Origin of the sequence: Vibrio sp. 99K-1 (assembly GCF_013114585.1) — a bacterium.
Classification (GTDB): domain Bacteria; phylum Pseudomonadota; class Gammaproteobacteria; order Enterobacterales; family Vibrionaceae; genus Vibrio; species Vibrio chagasii_B.
Genome location: NZ_VTXF01000007.1, coordinates 1 through 22256 on the forward strand (window position 1 = coordinate 1; position 22256 = coordinate 22256).

Here is a 22256-nt window from a genome sequence, read left to right on the forward strand (position 1 = left end):
TGACTACAAAGATTTGCTGCGGTCGTGGCGGAATTGGTAGACGCACCAGATTTAGGTTCTGGCGCCGAGAGGTGTGAGAGTTCAAGTCTCTCCGACCGCACCATCATTAAATAGAACCCAGCTTTTTAGCTGGGTTTTGTTTTATCTGGAATATGTAAATCTGATAACCCCGTCACCAAGTATTTCTCCCTATTTAATCACTTCATGACTTTTTTATAAGACAATGTCTGCTCCACTTTCTAATTGAGTATGACGCCTTATGAAAAACCTCACTTTAACGATCGGTTGCTACACAGACACTCCCAGTAAAAGCCAAGGCGTGTATCAGGCTCAGTTAGACTTGGAAAACGGTCAACTATTACCTTTAGAACTCATTACAGATTGTACTAACCCATCTTTTGTCGTAGCGACCGAGCTTGGTATCTATACCGCGTCTGAAGTGGACCAACCCAAACAGCCACAGTTGATTCATATCGCTAATGCTAGCTCAAAGACCGCTAGTAATTCAGGTGCCATCTCTGGCGATCATCCTTGTCATGTCACCATAGATCCTAGCCATAAGTTTGCTATTACTTCTCAATACTCATCAGGTTCATTCGATATTTTTAGTTTAAGTATCAATGGCAATATCGATAAACGACTTAAAACAATAGCTATGGTGGGGTCAGGACCAAACAAAGAGCGTCAGACCGCTCCACATGCTCATCAAAGTCTGTTCTTACAAAACTCACCACAATTTGTCACCGTCGACCTTGGCGCTGATCGAATCAATTTCTATTGCTTTGATGAAGAACAGGAAGAGTTTCTAGACGAACCAATGCAATCCATTAAAGTCCCTGCGGGTAATGGACCTCGTCATCTCATCTTCAACAAAAACGAAGATAAAGCCTATGTAATCTGTGAGCTCTCTGAAACGATACTGATGATGGAGAAAACACTTGGGAAATGGAGTATTGTCGAAGAGATCGACGCACTTCCAAATATGGAAAAAGGAGAAGCAACGGCTGCAATAAAACTATCGCCGGATGAGCAATTTCTCTATGTCTCTTGTCGACATCAATCGATGATCAGTTGCTTCAGAATCGAATCGACAACGAAAGTGCCTATTTTTATTGATAACTATAGTTCTGAAGGCAACTTCCCTCGTGATTTTCATATTACTCATGATGGTGAATGGCTTATCGCCGCAAACCAGCACACTAACAACATCACGTCATTCAAACGAAATACAGAAGACGGCTCTCTGGTTTACACAGGCTACTCATTAGAGCTAGATGCGCCAGTTTGTGTGACACAGCAGCGATAGACATCGTCGAATACAAAAAAGGAGAGCATTCGCTCTCCTTCTCTTTATAAAGTGTCTGTAATACTCAATTAAAGGCCCAGAGCATACTTCAAAACTTGAGTTTTAATCGGCCCTGAGTTCTCTGCTAGCTTGAGCGCAGCATTACGCACAAACTTAAGTGGACCAATATCATTACTGAACGTCTTATAGAAGAAATCCATACCGCTTTGCATCACTAGGTTGTCACCTCTTCTCATCACCTCGTAGCGTCTTACTACAGAATGATTCAGCTCGCCTTTTTCTTTGGTTACATCCAATAGAGCTGCAACATCTTTGAAGCCTAAATTAACACCCTGCCCTGCTAATGGATTAATCGTGTGTGCTGAGTCTCCAACCAGAATGCAGTTGTTCTTAAAATAAGATTGCGCATGGCGTCGAGTAAGAGGGAAAGAACCAGAGTTGAGTACTTTGATGTCCCCTAACTCCGCAGGGAAGTTAGCAAGTACTTCATTGCGGAGCTTGTCTGGGCTCATTGCCGATAGTTGTTTAATGCGAGATGGCGAGTCATACCAAACTAACGAGCCCTGCCCGACTTCCTGGTCTCCTGAACTAACAGAACATAAAGGGAGGAATGAACGCGGACCGCTCGGCAAAAACTGTTGCCAAGTAATGTCTTGCTGAGGAAGCTCAGTTTCTACATTAATAAGCATACAATGCTGGCGGTAGTCCCAAGCAGTGATACCAATCCCCGCTTGCTGTCTAACCGCAGAATTCGCACCATCGGCACCAACCACCCATTTCGCTGACAACTCGATACCAGATTGAAGTTTAACGATATTGTTTTCACCAAATTCGATAGAATCCAACTTTTCGGGACACAACAAGTCTAAGTTGTCATAAGCATCAAACTGAGACCATAAGCCCAATTGAATTAGTCGGTTTTCAACTATGTAGCCTAAACGCGGTAAATCAAGAGACGCAGCATCAAATCGAGTACGACATTCTGGGTGTTCCCAAGTCTCTAAGCGCTTGTAAGAGCAAACTCGCATTGCTGCTATGTTCTGCCATGCACCAAGATCGTCAAGTAAATCGACTGACGCCTGAGAAATCGCTGACACTCGAATATCCATCGCTTGCGACTCATCAAATGCTTGGGGCGCAAAACCTTCGATCACAGCAACCTTCAGTCCTTGCTTAGCAAAACCGTTTGCTGTTGCCGCACCAACCATGCCGCCACCGACGACCACAATATCGTAACTGTTCATATTTTGTACTTATCAGTTTGATTCTTTGACTGTTTTCGATTGTACGTTTTCACAACGAACTTGTAACCAAAAACCTTATTTGAAAAATGGGTTACCCCTTGCTACATCTAGTGTTAACGAGAATAAAAACCACTTCCGAAGAGATTTTATCAGACCACTAGTCAGTCGGTTTTGAAACCAGTACAATACGCCGCTTGCCGCTAGGGTGAGCCATAAAATGAATACCTAATTATGGCCATCAACTCTCGCGGATAGATACCGGGCGATTTGCTCCCTTAAATTAAACTAACGATCGAGCGAACAAAAAATGAGTAAGAAACTGCTAATTAAAACTTGGGGCTGTCAGATGAACGAATACGATTCATCAAAAATGGCTGACCTGCTAAATGCCGCAAATGGCTATGAGCTAACTGAAGTACCTGAGGAAGCAGATGTACTACTACTGAATACTTGTTCTATCCGTGAAAAAGCACAAGAGAAAGTATTCCACCAGCTTGGTCGTTGGAAAACGCTAAAAGATAAAAAAGAAGGTGTGGTAATCGGTGTGGGTGGCTGTGTAGCGACTCAAGAAGGCGACCACATTCGTCAACGTGCGCCATACGTAGACGTTATCTTTGGCCCTCAAACACTGCACCGTCTTCCAGAGATGATCAAATCTTCTCTATCTAACGAAGCGCCAGTGATGGACATCTCTTTCCCTGAGATCGAAAAGTTCGATAGCCTACCTGAGCCTCGTGCTGAAGGTGCAACGGCATTCGTTTCTATCATGGAAGGCTGTTCTAAGTACTGTACTTACTGCGTTGTACCTTACACTCGCGGTGAAGAAGTTAGCCGTCCAATGGACGATGTACTGTTCGAAGTTGCTCAACTTGCAGAGCAAGGTGTACGTGAAGTTAACCTGCTAGGTCAAAACGTAAACGCATACCGTGGTCCAACTCACGAAGGTGATATCTGCACATTCGCAGAGCTACTTCGTCTTGTGGCTTCTATCGATGGTATCGATCGTATTCGTTTCACAACAAGCCACCCGCTTGAGTTTGGTGATGACATCATCGCAGTATACGAAGATACACCTGAGCTTGTAAGCTTCCTTCACCTACCAGTACAAAGTGGTAGTGACCGTATCCTTACGATGATGAAGCGTCCTCATACTGCTATCGAGTACAAGTCAATTATTCGTAAACTTCGTAAAGCGCGTCCTGACATTCAAATCAGTTCTGACTTTATCGTTGGTTTCCCTGGTGAATCTAACCAAGATTTCCAAGACACGATGAAATTGATCAAAGACGTTGATTTCGATATGAGCTTCAGCTTTATCTTCTCTCCTCGTCCGGGTACACCTGCAGCAGATTACCCATGTGACGTGCCTGAGCAAGAGAAGAAAGATCGCCTATACGAACTACAACAAACGGTCAATACACAAGCAATGCGCTACTCGCGCCTAATGCTTGGTACAGAGCAACGCGTATTGGTTGAAGGTCCATCGAAGAAGAACCTTATGGAGCTACGTGCTCGCACTGAAAACAGCCGTGTTGTTAACTTTGAAGGTTCTGCTGATCTTATCGGCCAGTTCGTAGACGTGAAAATCACAGAAGTATTTGCTAACTCACTACGTGGTGAAGTAGTGCGTACTGAGAAAGACATGGATCTTCGCAGCGTGATCTCGCCAACTCAAATGATGGCGAACACAAAACGCGAAGACGAGCTAGGTGTAGCGACATTTACGCCATAAGCGAAACATCTAGGTTCAGCAAAAAGCTGACCAACAAAGCTTGAAATTACCTAACTAAGTGACCATCTTAGAAATAGGGAAATCGCCACTAGAAGCCCGGTCCCAATCGGGCTTCTTGCTCTTTGTTTATTGAAAAGAGTGGGTGGCACAAAATGAGAGGCTAATTTGAGCAATAAAATCGTTACCCTAGAAATCAATCTAGAACCCGCAGATAACCATCGCCTTGCAAGCCTTTGTGGCCCATTCGATGACAACATCAAACACCTTGAGCGCCGTTTAGGTGTCGAGATTAACTACCGCAGCAACTTCTTCACTATTGTTGGTAAGCCTCATACGGCTGCTGCTGCACTCGATATTGTAAAGCGCCTGTATGTTGAATCTGCTCCGGTCAAAGGCGCGATTCCAGATATCGAGCCAGAACAAATTCACCTGGCTATCAAAGAGTCCGGTGTTTTAGAACAGAATGTAGAGTCTGATATTGAACACGGCAAAGAAGTGTTCATTAAGACCAAAAAAGGCGTGATTAAGCCGCGCACACCAAACCAAGCACAATACCTAATGAACATGGTGACACATGACATCACCTTTGGTATAGGTCCTGCTGGTACCGGTAAAACGTATTTAGCTGTCGCTGCTGCAGTAGACGCATTAGAGCGCCAAGAGATTCGTCGCATTCTATTGACGCGTCCTGCGGTTGAAGCGGGTGAAAAGTTAGGTTTCCTGCCTGGTGACTTAAGCCAAAAAGTAGACCCATACTTGCGTCCACTTTACGATGCACTTTTTGAAATGCTGGGCTTTGAACGTGTTGAGAAACTGATTGAGCGTAACGTGATTGAGGTTGCACCTCTTGCGTACATGCGTGGTCGTACACTGAACGATGCCTTCATCATTCTTGATGAGAGCCAGAACACGACTGTTGAACAGATGAAAATGTTCCTGACTCGTATTGGCTTCAACTCGCGTGCGGTGATCACAGGTGATATCACTCAAATCGATTTACCTCGCGGTGCAAAATCAGGCTTGCGTCATGCGACCGAAGTTCTAAGTGAAGTCGATGACATCAGCTTCAACTTCTTTATGTCGGAAGACGTGGTTCGTCACCCTGTGGTTGCTCGTATTGTTAACGCTTACGAGAAATGGGAAGCGAAAGACCAGAAAGAGCGCAAAGAGTTTGAGAAACGTAAACGTGAAGAGCGTGAAGCAAAACTTCTTGAGGCTCAGCAATCGGTTACGACACAATTAGCAACACAAAATAGTTCTGTGATTGCAGAACAAGGTGATAAATAGATGTCTATTGAACTAGACCTACAATTAGCGGTCGAAAATGAGCAAGGTCTTCCAACAGAGCAGGACATTCAGCTTTGGTTGGACAAGACCATACCTCAGTTTCAAAAGAGCGCTGAGCTTACTATCCGTATCGTAGATACAGAGGAAAGCCACCAGCTAAATCATGAATATCGTGGTAAAGACAAGCCCACTAACGTGCTATCTTTCCCATTCGAGGCTCCTCCTGGGATCGAGTTAGATCTTCTAGGTGACCTCATTATCTGTCGCCAAGTTGTCGAAAAAGAAGCAGAAGAGCAAAATAAGCCTCTGCTAGCACACTGGGCTCATATGGTTGTACATGGCAGTCTGCATCTGCTAGGTTATGATCATATCGAAGATGATGAAGCTGAAGAGATGGAGTCACTCGAGACAGAAATCATGCAAGCTATGGGGTTTGAAGACCCATATATTCTAGAAAAGTAAATCGATTCTAGTTAAGTAGATTGCAGAGAAACAATAACTCATCGAACCTGTAATGTTCAGGAATCTGAGTTGTGATGTGTGCTATCACACTTCTGATAGCGTTATTTTTTGAGAAATCATGAACGAAGGTAACCCCCCCACTTCTGAGGGAAGTAAAAAATCTGAAGGTCCGAGTAGAAAGTCCTTCTTTGAACGCCTAGGCCAACTATTTCAAGGCGAGGTAAAAGACCGCCAAGAGCTCGTAGACGTAATCCGCGACTCAGAAATTAATGACCTAATTGACCACGACACTCGCGACATGCTCGAAGGTGTTATGGAGATTTCAGAGATGCGAGTACGCGACATCATGCTACCTCGCTCTCAAATGGTTACAGTAGAACGCACCGATGATTTAGATACATTGATTGCGTTGATTACTGATGCTCAACACTCTCGCTACCCAGTGATCAGTGAAGATAAAGACCATGTTGAAGGCATTCTATTAGCGAAGGACCTACTTAAGTACTTGGGTTCAGACAGTGCCCCATTTGATATCGAACAAGTGATTCGCCCTGCGGTTGTTGTTCCTGAAAGTAAGCGTGTTGATCGCCTACTCAAGGAGTTCCGTGAAGAGCGTTACCACATGTCTATCGTTGTTGATGAGTTTGGCGGTGTCTCTGGCCTAGTAACCATTGAAGATATCCTCGAAGAAATCGTTGGTGAAATTGAAGACGAGTTCGACGATGAAGAAGAGTTAGATATCCGTAAGCTGAGTAAGCATACCTTCTCTGTTAAAGCTTTAACCACCATTGAAGAGTTCAACAACACGTTTGATACTGCTTTCAGTGATGATGAAGTGGATACAGTAGGCGGCATGGTTATGACAGCACTCGGTCATCTGCCAGTTCGTGGCGAAATTGTAGAAATCGAAAACTACCATTTCAAAATAACATCAGCAGATAATCGTCGCGTGATTCAGCTACAGGTAACCATTCCTGACGAGCAGCCTCTTCCGACTATCGAAGAATAACCACTTCTCTCTAAAGAGATGACAGAAATTAGATGACTAATGCTTTTATTCATCGCCTATTACGGCCGCTTGCGGCCGTTTTTGTTGGCGCTATAACCACCCTCTCATTCGCTCCATACTCAATATGGCCTCTTGCCATTCTCAGCCCAGCTTTATTACTGCTACTGATCCACAATCGTTCACCTAAGAGTGCGCTTTGGATTGGTTATGCATGGGGCCTAGGTCAGTTCACCACAGGAATCAGCTGGGTATACGTCAGTATTGACGGCTTTGGCGGTATGCCACTAGCAGCCAACCTATTTTTGATGGCACTCCTTGTTGGCTATTTAGCCGTATACTCAGGGCTCTTTACTTGGAGCTTAAATAAGTTCTTCCCCACTAATAATTTAAGCCGATTCTTCCTAGCCGCTCCGGCACTATGGTTGATCAGTGATTGGCTACGCGGCTGGGTAATGACAGGCTTCCCATGGCTGTGGTTGGGCTATAGCCAAATCGACTCTCCGTTAGGCTCTTTCGCACCAATTGGTGGTGTCGAGCTAGTGACTCTTGCCATTATCGTTTCAGCATCAGCGTTTGCTTATGCGGTTATAAACAGAGCCTGGAGCATCGCTGTTATTCCTGCAGTCGTATTTAGTACTGGCTTTGGTATTCGCAACATCGATTGGGTAACACCGAATCCTGAAAAAACCACCTCAGTGGTGTTGATTCAAGGTAATGTCGACCAGGACAGCAAATGGCTGCCAAGTCACCGCTGGCCGACTATGATGAAATACACTGACCTAAGCAGGGAAAACTGGGATGCAGATATCATCATCTGGCCAGAGGCCGCGATCCCTGCTTTTGAAGTCGAGATACCGTCTTTCCTACGTAACTTAGATAGCGCAGCTAAGATGAACAACAGTTCCATCATCACAGGTGTACTGAACCAGTCTGAAGATAAGAAATACTACAACAGTATTCTTTCTCTTGGTGTTAACCCATATGGTGAATACAGCTATGACCCAGACGAGCGCTACCACAAACATCACCTATTACCATTTGGTGAGTTTGTACCCTTTGAAGATATATTGCGTCCATTAGCACCGTTCTTTAACTTGCCAATGTCATCGTTCAGTCGTGGCGATTTCATCCAGCCAAACATTGTTGCTAACGGTCGTCATCTAGCGCCAGCTCTGTGTTATGAGATCATCTTTAATGATCAAGTAAGACAGAATGTGACAGACGATACGGACTTTATTCTAACGCTCTCTAACGATGCGTGGTTTGGCCGTTCAATTGGTCCATTACAACATATGGAAATCGCGCAAATGCGTGCCTTAGAGCTTGGTAAGCCGCTAATTCGCTCAACCAACAACGGTGTGACAGCGGTGACGGACTACAAAGGCAATATCATCAAGCAAATACCTCAGTTTGAAACGGCAGTTCTGAAAGCCGAGCTTGTTTCAACAGATGGGCAAACCCCTTACCGCGCGGTCGGTACTTGGCCATTGTATATTTGGGTGCTACTAAGCTTGGTAATTGGCTGGGTTGTGAGAAAACCAAAGAACTAGATTCGACATGAAATAACTTGAAGGGTTGGCCGTTTGGTCAACCCTTTGTGTTTATGCCGTATATGGGGAGATTTACGGCTTTAATGCTTTGCGACTAAACCCTTTCGAGCCGCACTTGATACATGGAATGATGGTCGTTGGATGGTTATATTCAGTTTGATGACCACACTCATCACAGACAAGTGTACCCAAACCAATCACTTCGCCAGCTTGATATAAGCCTTGGTGCTCTAAATCTTGGAATAGCTCGACCCACTCGACTTTGGTGCGATCGGTAATATCTAGAAGCCCCTGCCAAATAGAGTCTGCAATCATCAGATAAAATGGACCGCTTTTGCTCTCTTCGTAGCTCTCAGAAAACTCTTTCAAGTCTGACTTCACGTAGGCCGAGATCAGCGACAGCTCATCTTTGGTCATGTCATTGGCGGCTTTCGCATATTTGCCTGATGTTTCGATTTTGTTGTTGAGCTCTTCAGGACTATGCTTCAGCGTTTCGATAACCTCTTCAACCACTTCTTCATAGAGTGCTTTTTTCTTCGGCATAACAACCTCCTTAAGATAACCAACGTTATAGTGAGTAAACGAAGCGCTGCTATGCACTCTCGCTTACAAACAAATGCAATTCATACTCTTAAGTATAGTTGCCCTGCGAAATTCAGTGAAAATTACGCCATCTACGAGTCAGCAACTGCAAGTATGAAGGGTATAACTATTGTTGTACTAAGCTCCTTTAGGTATTCTATGACGATCTGTAAGATTCTGTTCTAACCGAACTCACAAATTCCAAGATAACCGGATACCATCGATGCAAGAACAATATAACCCGCAAGAGATTGAACAAAAGGTTCAACAACACTGGGATAACAGCGAAACTTTCGTTGTAAGTGAAGACCCAAACAAAGAAAAATTCTACTGTCTTTCTATGTTCCCGTACCCAAGTGGCCGACTGCACATGGGTCACGTGCGTAACTACACCATCGGTGATGTGGTATCTCGTTTCCAACGTCTACAAGGCAAAAACGTAATGCAGCCAATTGGTTGGGATGCATTCGGCCTACCAGCAGAAAATGCAGCTGTAAAAAACAACACAGCGCCTGCGCCATGGACTTACGAAAACATCGAATACATGAAAAACCAGCTTAAGCTTCTTGGCTTTGGTTACGACTGGAATCGTGAATTCGCAACATGTACACCTGAATACTACCGCTGGGAACAAGAGTTCTTCACTAAGCTTTACGAAAAAGGCCTAGTATACAAGAAGACATCTTCTGTTAACTGGTGTCCAAACGACCAAACTGTACTGGCAAACGAGCAAGTAGAAGATGGTTGCTGCTGGCGTTGTGATACTCCAGTAGAGCAAAAGAAAATTCCACAGTGGTTCATTAAGATCACTGAGTACGCTCAAGAGCTACTAGATGACCTAGACAACCTTGACGGTTGGCCTGAAATGGTTAAAACCATGCAGCGCAACTGGATCGGTCGCTCTGAAGGTGTTGAGCTATCTTTCGCTGTTAACGGTGAAGAAGCGCCGCTAGAAGTTTACACAACTCGTCCTGATACGCTAATGGGTGTGTCTTACGTTGGTATCGCTGCAGGTCACCCTCTTGCAGAGAAAGCGTCTAAGAACAACCCTGAGCTTGCTGCATTCGTTGAAGAGTGTCGCAACACCAAAGTTGCTGAAGCTGAACTGGCAACGATGGAAAAGAAAGGTATGGATACTGGCCTAACGGCTATCCACCCTCTTAACGGTCGTGTTGTTCCTGTATACGTAGCAAACTTCGTACTTATGGATTACGGCACAGGCGCGGTAATGGCGGTTCCAGCTCACGATCAACGTGACTACGAGTTCGCAACTAAGTACGGCATCGATATCATTCCAGTAATCAAGCCAGAAGATGGTTCTGAGCTAGATGTATCTGAAGCAGCTTACACCGAGAAAGGCGTACTGTTCGACTCTGGTGAATTCGATGGTCTTGCTTTCCAGGAAGCATTCGACGCAATTGCTGCGAAGCTAGAAGCGGAAGGCAAAGGTAAGAAAACAGTAAACTTCCGTCTACGTGACTGGGGTGTATCTCGTCAACGTTACTGGGGGGCGCCAATCCCAATGGTGACGACTGAAGATGGTGAAGTTCACCCAGTACCAGCAGACCAGCTACCAGTGATTCTTCCTGAAGATGTGGTAATGGATGGTGTGACTAGCCCAATCAAGGCTGACAAGTCGTGGGCAGAAACAACATTCAACGGCGAACCAGCTCTACGTGAAACAGACACGTTCGATACGTTCATGGAATCTTCTTGGTACTACGCTCGTTACTGTTCACCACAAGCTGACGATATCCTAGATCCAGAAAAAGCGAACTACTGGCTACCAGTAGACCAGTACATCGGGGGTATCGAGCACGCTTGTATGCACCTACTGTACTCTCGTTTCTTCCACAAATTGCTACGTGACGCTGGTTACGTAACGTCTGACGAACCATTCAAGCAACTACTATGTCAAGGCATGGTACTAGCAGATGCGTTCTACCACGAAAACGAGAAAGGCACTAAAGAGTGGGTTGCACCTACTGACGTTGCTGTAGAGCGTGACGGTAAAGGCCGCATCACGTCTGCGAAAGACAACCAAGGCCGTGACGTTGCTCACTCAGGCATGATCAAGATGTCTAAGTCGAAAAACAACGGTATCGACCCACAAGAGATGGTAGACAAGTACGGTGCTGACACAGTACGTCTATTCATGATGTTCGCTTCTCCTGCAGATATGACACTTGAGTGGCAAGAGTCTGGTGTTGAAGGTGCAAACCGTTTCCTTAAGCGTGTATGGAAACTGGTTCACGCTCACTCTTCTAAGGGTGCAGCTGAATCTGTTGACGTTGCAGCACTTTCTGGTGACCAAAAAGCGCTTCGTCGTGATGTTCACAAGACTATCTCGAAAGTAACGGACGATATCGGCCGTCGTCAAACGTTCAACACGGCGATCGCTGCGATCATGGAACTGATGAACAAACTGGCGAAAGCACCTCAAGAATCTGCACAAGATCGTGCAATCCTTGACGAAGCACTGAAAGCAGTGGTTCGCATGCTTTACCCAATGACTCCTCACATCTCTTACGAAATGTGGATTGCTCTTGGTGAATCAGATGTTGACTCAGCAACATGGCCGACTTTCGATGAGAAAGCACTGGTTGAAGACGAGAAGACTATCGTTGTTATGATCAACGGTAAGCTGCGTGCGAAGCTAACTGTGGCAGCTGATGCAACAGAAGAGCAGGTTCGTGAGCTTGGTCTGAACGATGAGAACGCGAAGAAGTTCCTAGATGGCTTAACGATCCGTAAAGTTATCTTCGTACCTGGTAAGCTTCTAAACATCGTTGCTAACTAATCTTTGTAGACTAAAGCGAACTTAATTCGTTTTTTGCAGTCTCTAGACAGGGTAATGACATTGCCCTGTCTACTTATTTAAACGCTTTACTTTCAGTGACTAACCTCACGCCAACAAACTAAAGCCTTTAAATAAGTATTCTACCTTCATGAGAGCCATCAAATAATGCGCCTGATTTCACTATCTTCATTGAAAGTTACTATTGTTGTTCTAACCGTAAGCCTACTTAGTGCCTGTGGTTTTCACCTGCGTGGTGACTACTCGGTACCAGAAGAACTCAACAAGATTTCGGTAACCAGTTACGACCAATACAGTACGTTTACACGTATGATGAAAGGCCAACTGCGTATGAATGATGTAGAAATTGTGCCACCAGCAGAAAATACCCCTAACCTGCATATCATTAGCGAGAGTGTTAGTGAGCGTACTTTATCGCTATACCAGAATACTCGTGCCGCAGAAATTGAGCTCACGTTCTACGCTTCATACCGTGTAACGATTCCAGATCTTGGCTCAAAAACGTTCTCAACCAGTGTTACCCGCAGCTACCTAGATAACCCATTAACAGCTCTTGCAAAATCGGTTGAACGCGACATGATTGAAGATGAGATGCGTAAGCTGGCAACAAGCCAAATCCTACGTCAAATGGCTCGACTAAAAGCGAACATCGCTGCAGACAGTATGGACCTAGAAGCACTAGAACACGTTCAAGTTAAAGAGCTTGAAAAGCAATACAACATCAAGAATGTTGAGATTGACGACGTTGAAATCGAACCAAGCACAGAACAGCAACCAGAGCTCAGCGAATCTGCTCAATAATAGGTTGATTTGATGCGTATTTTTGCTGACCGCTTACCAGAACAACTTGCTAAACAGCTGAGCAATGTTTACCTGATCTTTGGTAATGAACCACTGCTATTGCAAGAAAGCCGAGAAGCGATTCAAAAAGCGGCTAAACAACAAGGTTTCGAGGAACGTCACCGCTTTGCGATTGATAATAGTATGGACTGGAACCAAGTCTATGACTGTACTCAAGCGCTAAGCCTGTTTTCTAGCCGTCAAATCATTGAGCTTGAACTACCAGAGTCAGGCGTGAATGCCGCAATAGCCAAAGAACTGTTGGCTATCTCTGAGCATATCCACAGCGATATCTTGCTAATTCTTGTTGGCACCAAACTGACAAAAGCCCAAGAAAACGCTAAGTGGTTTAAATCGCTCTCTAGCCAGGGACATTGGGTAAGTTGCCTGACACCTGATGTCAGCAGGCTACCTCAGTTTGTTCAAGCACGCTGTCGTCAAGTCGGGTTATCACCAGACCCTGAAGCTATTCAAATGCTGGCGCAGTGGCATGAAGGCAATCTGTTTGCACTCACACAAAGCCTCGAAAAGCTGGCGCTTCAGTATCCAGATGGAAAGCTAACCTTAGTACGCTTAGAAGAGTCACTGAGCCGACACAACCACTTCACTCCATTCCATTGGAGTGATGCCCTATTGGCAGGGAAAGGGAATCGAGCACAGAGAATCCTAAGACAACTCGAAGCTGAGGGTGTCGAACCAGTTATTCTGCTGCGAAGCGTGCAAAGAGAGCTTGCGTTGCTACTACAAATGCAACAACAAATGAAACTCATGCCGATCGGTCAGGTTTTCGAAAGACATCGTATCTGGCAATCGAAAAAGCCGCTTTATAACGCCGCGCTAACAAGAGTTTCAATTTCTCAATTACACTCACTGTTTGCGTTGCTGACCCAAGCAGAATTGATAACAAAAACGCAGTATGAGCAGTCGCCTTGGCCACTAATCCATCAGTTGAGCGTTGAGTTTTGTATCCCTTCAGCTTCAATACCATCTCACGCATAAAAGCGTGTTATGATCTTAGTAGAACCAAATTCAGATTTAAGGAACACCCAGTGTTACGTGAAGAACTAAAAGACTTTCTTGCAGACAAAGCTGACGACATGAAAGCAGAATCTATTGTGACCATCGATGTAGAAGGCAAATCAAGTGTGACGGATTACATGATCGTTTGTACTGGTACTTCTAAGCGCCACGTAGCTTCAATTGCTCAGCATGTTGCTGACGAAGTAAAGAAAGCCGGTCTTGAACCACTTGGTATGGACGGCCAGCAAGAAGGCGAATGGGTTGTACTAGATATGGGTACAAGCATGCTTCACGTTATGCAAGAAGAGCATCGTGAACTGTACCAACTAGAAAAACTTTGGGGCTAAACGTTGAAGATCCAGTTAATCGCGGTTGGCACGAAAATGCCGAAGTGGGTTGAAGAAGGGTTTAACGAATATAAACGCCGCTTCCCTCACGACATGCCGTTAGAACTCGTTGAAATCACGGCAGGTAAGCGTGGTAAGAACGCTGATATCGCTCGTATTCTTCAGAAAGAAGGCGAAGCCATGTTGGCTGCGGTGCCAAAAGGCAACCGAATTGTGACTCTAGATATCCCAGGAAGAAAATGGGACACACCACAACTTGCTGAGCAATTGGAAAGCTGGAAGTTGGATGGACGTGATGTTTCTATCCTGATTGGCGGGCCTGAAGGATTAGCACCTGCATGTAAAGCGGCTGCAGACCAAAGTTGGTCTCTGTCTGCGCTTACTCTCCCTCACCCATTAGTACGCGTTATCATGGCTGAAAGCTTGTATCGAGCTTGGAGCATCACTGCTAACCACCCTTATCATCGAGAATAAGCGTTAATGTTACGTAAACGTAGCCAAATCCGTGATTACAAAGCAGAAGCACGACTATTTACTAGTCGTGCTTTTGTTGCGTTTGCAGGCATCATAGTCATGATGTCATTGTTGGTTGTTAACCTGTACAACATTCAGGTCAATCAATATCAAGACTATAAAACTCGCTCTAACGACAACCGTATTAAAGTGGTGCCAATCGCACCAAACCGTGGTTTGATTTACGATCGAAACGGTGTACTTCTTGCCGAGAACCGTCCGGTTTTCAACCTAGAAATCACCCCCGAAAAAATCAAAGATATGGACGATACACTTGTCCGTCTACAAGAGTTAATTGAGATCCCACCAGAGCGTATTGAACGATTTAACCGTGAGCGCCGTAATTCACGACGCTTTAAATCAGTACCCATTCTTAATCAGCTGACAGAAGAACAGGTAGCTGTATTCTCGGTAAATCAACACAAATTCCCAGGTGTTGAAGTTACAGGTACCTTAAAGCGCTTTTACCCGTACGGTGATGTGCTTACCCACGTTATCGGTTATGTCTCTCGTATCAACGACCGTGACATGCAGCGATTGGTGCGAGAAGAAAAAGACGCCAATTACCAAGCAACCCGTGATATTGGTAAGCTAGGTATTGAGCGCTATTACGAAGATTTGCTACACGGCACAGCCGGCTATCAAGAAGTTGAAGTAAACAGCCGTGGACGTGTTATTCGCACGCTAAAGTTTGTTCCTTCTGTTCCGGGTAAAGATATTGTATTGAACCTAGATATCAACCTTCAGCTTTACGTTCACAAGCTACTCGATGGACGCCGTGGCTCAGCAGTTGTATTGGATCCAAAAGATAACGGCGTATTAGCGATGGTTTCAAGCCCAAGCTATGACCCGAATGCGTTCGTGCATGGTATTTCCTCTAAAGGATATAACGCGCTGCTTCAGGACAAAAATCGTCCTCTAGTAAACCGAACCACACTTGGTATCTATCCACCAGCATCAACAATCAAACCGTTTATGGCCGTTGCCGCTTTACAAGAAGGTGTCATTACGCCAAATACCACGCGTAACGACCCTGGCTATTGGAAGATCCCGAACTCTAAAACTCGACCATTCCGAGATTGGTTACGTTGGGGACACGGTAAAGTCGATATCGTCAAAGCCATTGAAGAGTCGGTCGACACTTTCTTCTACCAGATCGCGTATGACCTAGGTATAGACCGCATATCCAAATGGATGATGATGTTTGGATTTGGTGATTACACGGGTATAGATATTTACGAAGAAAGCAAAGCCAACATGCCAACCCGAGACTGGAAAATGGCCAGGCACCGTGTACCTTGGTACCAAGGTGACACTATCCCTGTAGGTATCGGTCAAGGCTACTGGACAGCCACACCAATGCAGATTGCAAAAGCGACCTCTGTGCTGGTCAATAAGGGCGAGGTAACAGCACCTCACCTATTGCGTGCCACCATTGAAAACGGTCACCCATTCGACGAGCAAGTGATGTCAGATATTGAAACTTACCCGCCACTAACAGGCGTTAAGAAGAAATACTGGGATATCGCTCAAGAAGGCATGAAGCTGGCTAACCACGGTAAAAAAGGAACGGCAAGACGCTCATTCCAAAATATGTCTTACGTTACCGCAGGTAAATCAGGTACAGCACAAGTCTTTGGTCTGAAAGAAGATGAAGAGTACAACGCCGATGAAATCGCTGAGCACCTACGTGACCACGCATTGTTTACTGGCTATGCACCGCTTGAAGATCCAGAGGCCGTTGTCACTATCGTTCTCGAAAATGCTGGCGGTGGTTCATCGAATGGCGGCCCAGTAGTAAGACGAATTCTAGACCACATTATCCTTGCAGAAGATTATCAAAGCGAGCCAATAAAATAATGAAACTTGATCCTTCAACAGGACGAAACAGAGCCTTATTTGAAAGGCTCCATATCGATCTGCCACTCTTACTCGGCATTCTAGTTTTAATGGGCTTTGCCTTATTAATCATGTACAGCGCGAGTGGACAGAGCTTAGCGATGATGGATCGCCAGGCGATGCGTATGGCACTGTCTTTGGGCGTAATGATTTTCTTAGCTCAGATATCACCACGTACCTACGAGACTCTAGCCCCAGTGCTATTCGCTGGCGGCGTTATTCTGCTATTAGGCGTACTCTTCTTTGGCGAAGCCTCTAAAGGTGCACAGCGTTGGCTGAATTTTGGTTTTGTTCGATTCCAGCCCTCAGAGCTCTTAAAGCTCGCCGTGCCTTTGATGCTAGCGAGGTTTATTGGTAAGCGTTCACTACCACCGACATTCCAAACCTTGGCAATCTCGCTGGTTATGGTATTTGTACCAACCATTCTGATCGCTAAGCAGCCCGATTTAGGCACCTCTATCCTTATCGCGGCATCGGGTATCTTCGTGATATTCCTAGCGGGTATTAGCTGGAAGATCATTGCCAGTGCAGCTGTCGCCTTAGGCGCATTTATCCCAATTCTGTGGTTCTTCTTAATGCGTGAATACCAAAAGGTACGTGTTAGAACCCTTTTTGATCCTGAATCAGATCCATTAGGTGCGGGTTACCACATCATTCAAAGTAAGATTGCGATAGGTTCAGGTGGTATATCAGGGAAAGGCTGGCTACAAGGGACTCAATCTCAACTAGAGTTCATTCCAGAGCGCCATACTGACTTCATCTTTGCGGTTATCGCTGAAGAATGGGGCATGATAGGTATCTTGTTCTTACTTGCGATCTACCTATTCATTATTGGACGTGGCTTGTACTTAGCAAGCCAAGCGCAGACGGCCTTTGGTCGAATGATGGGCGGCAGTATTGTACTGAGCTTCTTCGTTTATATTTTTGTAAATATTGGCATGGTAAGTGGCATTCTACCGGTTGTAGGTGTACCTCTTCCTTTAGTGAGCTATGGCGGTACCTCTATGGTTACCCTAATGGCTGGTTTTGGTATTTTAATGTCGATCCACACACATAGAAAAGCATTCTCAAAGGCGACCTAATCGATGTCTATTACAACGTTTTCAAAAAAAGCATCCTTGGTTGATGAGCTGCCAATCAAAAAAATAGTCTCAATTCTGGGTTTAGCGATCTTAATCAATGGCTGTGCTTCTCAGAAACCAACTGGTCGCTACGATATCGATTCAGATATCGCGCCTGATGCCCCTATCTCGGTCGAGCATCTAGAGGACGCACATCCTCAATATGAACCTTACAGCCTAGGTGGTAACAGTGACTACACTCTGCGTGGTGAAGATTACAAAATCATAAAAGAAACCGAAGGCTTCACCGAGAAAGGCAAAGCGTCTTGGTATGGCAAAAAATTTCATGGTCATTTGACGTCTAACGGCGAGATTTACGACATGTATTCGATGTCGGCGGCACACAAAACATTACCTATTCCGAGCTATGTCAAAGTCACTAATACCGACAACAACAAAACAACGATTGTGCGTATTAATGATCGCGGCCCATTCCATGAAGGCCGAATCATTGACCTCAGTTATGCGGCAGCTTACAAGCTTGATGTCTTAAGGACTGGCACTGCAAATGTTGAAATTGAAGTAATCAAAGTGGCGATGCCAACTGACGCTAAGAAAAAGGCAGCTTTGCCACAATTTATTATTCAAGTCGCAACATCGCAACATGAAGACAGAACGGAGAAGTTAGCCAAAGATCTCAGCGAAAAGCTAGCAGTAGCAAGCTTCTTGCAGCCAAATGATGGTCAATACAGACTAATGCTTGGGCCATTTCATGACTATGCTCTGACTCAAGAGAAATTAGAACAGGTTAAGCTGATGGGTTACCCTTCTGCTTATATCAAGAAGTACTCGCTAACTCGCTAATTAATCTGATAGTAACCTCTGGTAATCAGCGCTCTGGTGTGACAGAGTGATTCTGGTAAGATATGAATAGTTCACCAAATAATTGCATTCAAAATGATTAAATCTAATAAACTTGTTAAAACGATTTTTGCTACTTCTGTTGCGCTTTCAGCAACAATAGCTACATCGTCATTCGCTGCTCCAATTGTTGTTCCTGATGCACCACAAATCGCCGCTAAAGGTTTTGTTCTGATGGATTACCATTCAGGCAAAGTACTAGCAGAGAAAGAGATGAATACTCAACTTTCTCCAGCAAGTTTAACCAAGATGATGACGAGCTACGTAATCGGTCAAGAACTTGAGCGTGGTAACATCAACCTAAACGACGATGTTGTAATCAGTGAAAATGCTTGGGCTAAAAACTTCCCAGACTCATCTAAAATGTTCGTTGAAGTTGGCACAACGGTGAAAGTTGAAGAACTGAACCGCGGTATCATCATTCAATCAGGTAACGATGCTTGTGTTGCAATGGCTGAGCACATTGCAGGTTCAGAAGACGCATTCGTTGACCTAATGAACGCATGGGCAAGCTCGATCGGCATGAAAGACACGCACTTTGCTAACGTGCACGGCCTAGACAACCCAAACCTATACTCAACGCCTTACGATATGGCACTGCTTGGTCAGGCGCTAATTCGTGATGTTCCTGATGAGTACCGTATCTACTCACAGAAAAAATTCACTTACAACGGCATCACTCAGTACAACCGTAATGGTCTGTTGTGGGATAAGAGCATGAACGTTGATGGCATTAAAACAGGCCACACAAGCAATGCAGGTTACAGCCTAGTAAGCTCAGCAACAGAAGGCAAAATGCGCCTAGTTGCGGTTGTGATGGGTACTAAAAATGCGAACGCTCGTAAAACAGAAAGCAAAAAGCTGCTTAGCTACGGCTTCCGCTTCTTCGAGACAGTGGCACCACACACCGCTGGTGAGACTTTCGTAGAAGAAAAAATCTGGATGGGTAGCAAAGACACAGTTGCTCTAGGTGTCGACGAAGATACTTTCGTAACTCTACCTCGTGGCCAAGCTAAAGACCTTAAAGCAAGCTTTGTACTTGAGAAAGAGCTAGAAGCACCAATCAGCAAAGGTGATGTTGTTGGTAAACTTTTCTACCAAGTTGATGGTGAAGATGTTGCGGAATACCCACTACTAGCACTTGAAGACGTAGAGCAAGGCAGCCTATTTAGCCGCCTATGGGATTACCTAGTACTGCTATTCAAAGGCTTATTCTAAGTAAGTCCAAGGTTTTGCTCTAAACGAAACCTTAGCTTGTTGGAAAGCTAACCTAATGAGTAAGTTCATTATTTACTCTTTAGCGAAACAAAAGCCGCCATGTGCGGCTTTTGTTGATCTTGAGTTCAGTGATATTTACACGTAATATTCCGCCTTATTACTCGAGTCTACTGACCGAACACGCTTTTTATCGACTTCCGCCAATTTGCGAGAGTCTAGCCTTTTGGAGCTAATCATGAACATCAATTCTGATGCAAAACTAAAAGACCTCTTAGAGTTCCCTTGTTCATTCACTTACAAAGTAATGGGCCACGCTAAGCCAGAACTGACTGAACTAGTGCTAGAAGTGATCCAGCGTCATGCTCCTGGTGACTACAGCCCAACACTAAAACCAAGTGCAAAGGGTAACTACCACTCTGTTTCTATCAATATCACTGCGACTTCAATTGAGCAGGTAGAAACACTATACAAAGAACTAGGCGAGATCGAAATCGTTCGTATGGTTCTGTAATCTTCGATTGCGCATGGAAAACAGCGGCTTATTGCCGCTGTTTTTGTTTAAAGCATCCTATCGTGGTCAAATTCATTCAACTTAATTTTCAATAAATACGAAGAAAGTTGAAAAACCTTGCAGTCCGTCTGTAGTTAGAATCATGTTTCGCGTTTATAATGCGTTCACTTTATTAATCCTTGAGGGAGTGCCGCTTTGCAAAACAAGCTAATCGTAAAAAAATTAGGCCGTCAGGATTACGAACCTGTATGGAAAGCCATGCATAAGTTCACAGACGAACGCACAGAAGAAGACGTAGACCAAGTATGGTTGGTTGAACACAACCCTGTCTTCACTCAAGGACAAGCAGGCAAAGCTGAGCATGTATTAAATGCTGGCGATATCCCTGTGATACAAAGCGATCGCGGTGGCCAAGTGACTTACCACGGCCCAGGTCAGTTAGTGGCTTACTTTCTGATTAACATCCGCCGCAAGAAGTTCGGAGTACGCGATTTGGTTACTCATATCGAGAACCTCGTAATCAACACTCTGAAAGCTTACAATATAGATTCAGCTGCCCGACCTGACGCTCCTGGTGTTTACGTCGATGGCAAGAAAATCTGTTCACTCGGATTACGAATTCGGCGTGGCTGCTCATTCCATGGGCTAGCACTGAACGTCGATATGGACCTGTCCCCATTCCTACGCATTAACCCATGCGGCTACCAAGGTATGGAGATGGCACAGGTAAGCCAACTAGGCGGACCAAGTGAATTAGAGAACGTTGAGCAACAGTTAATACAAGAGCTCGTAGAGCTGCTCGGCTATGACCAAGTAGACATTCAAGCCACCAGTAACATTACAGCAGAAGCATAAAATCATGAGCAAACCAATCCAAATGGAAAAAGGCGTTAAATATCGTGACGCTGACAAAATGGCATTAATTCCCGTAAAGAATATGCCTGCTGAACAGAAACAAGTTCTACGTAAGCCTGAATGGATGAAGATTAAACTTCCTTCAGACAGCCATCGTATTCAAGAAATCAAATCAGCAATGCGCAAAAACAACCTGCACTCAGTTTGTGAAGAAGCGTCTTGCCCTAACCTAGCCGAGTGTTTCAACCACGGTACGGCAACGTTTATGATTCTTGGCGCTATCTGTACTCGTCGCTGCCCGTTCTGTGATGTTGCCCATGGTCGTCCTGTTGCTCCTGAAGCAGAAGAGCCGAAGAAACTGGCGAAAACAATTCAAGACATGAAACTGAAGTATGTAGTAATCACTTCAGTTGACCGCGATGACTTGCGTGACGGTGGTGCTCAGCACTTCGCTGACTGTAACCGTGAGATCCGTGAGCTCAACCCAAATATTCGTATCGAAACACTGGTTCCAGACTTCCGCGGTCGTATGGACGTTGCACTTGAGCTACTGAAAGACAATCCACCAGATGTTTTCAACCACAACCTTGAGACAGCGCCACGCCTATACCGTAAAGCGCGCCCAGGTGCGAACTACAAATGGTCTCTTGATCTACTGAAGAAGTTTAAAGAGCAGCACCCAGACATCCCAACAAAATCTGGCGTTATGATGGGTCTTGGTGAAACTAAAGAAGAGATCATTCAAGTATTGAAAGACCTTCGTGAGCACGGCGTAACTATGCTGACTCTTGGTCAATACCTAGCGCCAAGCCGTCACCATTTACCAGTAGAACGCTACGTGCCGCCTTCAGAGTTCGACGAGCTGAAAGAGATTGCTCTAGAGCTAGGCTTCACTCACGCAGCATGTGGTCCGTTTGTACGTTCTTCTTACCATGCAGACTTGCAAGCACAAGGTATGGAAATCAAGTAACCTTGATTGCTTAAACCAAGATTGAAAAGGCGCTGAACTAACGGTTCAGCGCCTTTTTTCTATAGAGTAAAGCAAACTTGTTCTACACAAAAACAACAAAGCCGCTCAATG

Annotated in this window: 20 protein-coding genes and 1 tRNA gene; 19 read left to right on the plus strand and 2 right to left on the minus strand. The window is 44.9% G+C overall.

The genetic code is table 11. From position 1 onward, the window contains the following. Window positions 1-18: 18 nt before the first annotated feature. Both F0228_RS07115 and F0228_RS07120 read left to right on the plus strand, forming a co-directional pair. Window positions 19-103: transfer RNA gene (locus F0228_RS07115), tRNA-Leu, on the plus strand. 156 nt (window positions 104-259) lie between these two features. Continuing rightward, window positions 260-1306 carry a lactonase family protein gene (locus F0228_RS07120; RefSeq protein ID WP_116870163.1) on the plus strand — a complete coding sequence of 349 codons (1047 nt, stop codon included), beginning with the start codon at window positions 260-262 and terminating at the stop codon, window positions 1304-1306. A 68-nt stretch (window positions 1307-1374) separates the two neighbouring features. Here the strand turns inward: F0228_RS07120 and F0228_RS07125 are convergent, their stop codons facing one another. Continuing rightward, window positions 1375-2550 (minus strand): 2-octaprenyl-3-methyl-6-methoxy-1,4-benzoquinol hydroxylase, encoded by a 1176-nt coding sequence (locus F0228_RS07125; RefSeq protein ID WP_116870162.1) that lies wholly within the window; start codon window positions 2548-2550, stop codon window positions 1375-1377. A 307-nt stretch (window positions 2551-2857) separates the two neighbouring features. Between F0228_RS07125 and miaB the strand changes: the two genes are divergently transcribed. From miaB to lnt, 5 genes are all read left to right on the plus strand, one after another. Then, on the plus strand, window positions 2858-4282 hold the full coding sequence (gene miaB / locus F0228_RS07130) for a tRNA (N6-isopentenyl adenosine(37)-C2)-methylthiotransferase MiaB (RefSeq protein WP_105059135.1): 1425 nt from the start codon (window positions 2858-2860) through the stop codon (window positions 4280-4282). Window positions 4283-4447: 165 nt separating this feature from the next. Next, window positions 4448-5569 carry a PhoH family protein gene (locus F0228_RS07135; RefSeq protein WP_116870161.1) on the plus strand — a complete coding sequence of 374 codons (1122 nt, stop codon included), beginning with the start codon at window positions 4448-4450 and terminating at the stop codon, window positions 5567-5569. Continuing rightward, window positions 5570-6031: an rRNA maturation RNase YbeY gene (ybeY, locus tag F0228_RS07140; RefSeq protein WP_061033215.1), complete on the plus strand. Its 462-nt coding sequence runs from the start codon at window positions 5570-5572 to the stop codon at window positions 6029-6031. It begins immediately after the preceding gene. Window positions 6032-6149: 118 nt separating this feature from the next. Beyond that, the gene (gene corC / locus F0228_RS07145; RefSeq protein WP_004737645.1) at window positions 6150-7040 is read left to right on the plus strand and encodes a CNNM family magnesium/cobalt transport protein CorC; all 891 of its coding nucleotides are present in this window, start codon (window positions 6150-6152) and stop codon (window positions 7038-7040) included. 32 nt (window positions 7041-7072) lie between these two features. Then, window positions 7073-8590: an apolipoprotein N-acyltransferase gene (lnt, locus tag F0228_RS07150; RefSeq protein ID WP_171762062.1), complete on the plus strand. Its 1518-nt coding sequence runs from the start codon at window positions 7073-7075 to the stop codon at window positions 8588-8590. A 72-nt stretch (window positions 8591-8662) separates the two neighbouring features. Here lnt and F0228_RS07155 read toward each other — a convergent pair whose 3' ends face one another. Next, the gene (locus F0228_RS07155) at window positions 8663-9133 is read right to left on the minus strand and encodes a zinc ribbon-containing protein (RefSeq protein ID WP_061033217.1); all 471 of its coding nucleotides are present in this window, start codon (window positions 9131-9133) and stop codon (window positions 8663-8665) included. A 262-nt stretch (window positions 9134-9395) separates the two neighbouring features. On the opposite strand from F0228_RS07155, the gene leuS reads away from it, so the two are divergent. The 12 genes from leuS (at window position 9396) to lipA (ending at window position 22145) form a co-directional block, all read left to right on the plus strand. Beyond that, window positions 9396-11972 (plus strand): leucine--tRNA ligase, encoded by a 2577-nt coding sequence (leuS, locus tag F0228_RS07160; protein ID WP_171762063.1) that lies wholly within the window; start codon window positions 9396-9398, stop codon window positions 11970-11972. Window positions 11973-12137: 165 nt separating this feature from the next. Then, window positions 12138-12791 (plus strand): LPS assembly lipoprotein LptE, encoded by a 654-nt coding sequence (gene lptE, locus F0228_RS07165; RefSeq protein ID WP_105059131.1) that lies wholly within the window; start codon window positions 12138-12140, stop codon window positions 12789-12791. 12 nt (window positions 12792-12803) lie between these two features. Continuing rightward, window positions 12804-13829: a DNA polymerase III subunit delta gene (gene holA / locus F0228_RS07170; RefSeq protein ID WP_102425034.1), complete on the plus strand. Its 1026-nt coding sequence runs from the start codon at window positions 12804-12806 to the stop codon at window positions 13827-13829. Between the two features lie 50 nt (window positions 13830-13879). After that, complete coding sequence (gene rsfS / locus F0228_RS07175; protein ID WP_008224165.1) at window positions 13880-14197, plus strand: ribosome silencing factor; 318 nt, start codon at window positions 13880-13882, stop codon at window positions 14195-14197. A 3-nt stretch (window positions 14198-14200) separates the two neighbouring features. Continuing rightward, window positions 14201-14671, plus strand: coding sequence for a 23S rRNA (pseudouridine(1915)-N(3))-methyltransferase RlmH (gene rlmH / locus F0228_RS07180; RefSeq protein WP_004737638.1), 471 nt, complete (start codon window positions 14201-14203; stop codon window positions 14669-14671). Window positions 14672-14677: 6 nt separating this feature from the next. Then, a complete protein-coding gene (mrdA, locus tag F0228_RS07185; RefSeq protein ID WP_116870155.1) occupies window positions 14678-16570 on the plus strand; it encodes a penicillin-binding protein 2 in 1893 nt (630 codons plus the stop codon). Beyond that, entirely contained in the window at window positions 16570-17691 is a 1122-nt protein-coding gene (gene rodA / locus F0228_RS07190; RefSeq protein ID WP_105059129.1) for a rod shape-determining protein RodA, read from the plus strand. Before mrdA ends, rodA begins: the two co-directional genes overlap by 1 nt. Window positions 17692-17694: 3 nt before the next feature. Then, window positions 17695-18534, plus strand: a complete 840-nt coding sequence (locus F0228_RS07195; RefSeq protein ID WP_116870154.1) for a septal ring lytic transglycosylase RlpA family protein — start codon at window positions 17695-17697, stop codon at window positions 18532-18534. 93 nt (window positions 18535-18627) lie between these two features. Further along, window positions 18628-19809 (plus strand): serine hydrolase, encoded by a 1182-nt coding sequence (locus tag F0228_RS07200; RefSeq protein ID WP_081090352.1) that lies wholly within the window; start codon window positions 18628-18630, stop codon window positions 19807-19809. A gap of 232 nt (window positions 19810-20041) precedes the next feature. Further along, window positions 20042-20320: a DUF493 family protein YbeD gene (gene ybeD / locus F0228_RS07205; protein WP_026084358.1), complete on the plus strand. Its 279-nt coding sequence runs from the start codon at window positions 20042-20044 to the stop codon at window positions 20318-20320. Window positions 20321-20515: 195 nt separating this feature from the next. Then, a complete protein-coding gene (gene lipB / locus F0228_RS07210) occupies window positions 20516-21175 on the plus strand; it encodes a lipoyl(octanoyl) transferase LipB (protein ID WP_004737632.1) in 660 nt (219 codons plus the stop codon). A 4-nt stretch (window positions 21176-21179) separates the two neighbouring features. After that, window positions 21180-22145, plus strand: coding sequence for a lipoyl synthase (lipA, locus tag F0228_RS07215; protein ID WP_116870153.1), 966 nt, complete (start codon window positions 21180-21182; stop codon window positions 22143-22145). The last annotated feature ends 111 nt before the right edge of the window (window positions 22146-22256 follow it).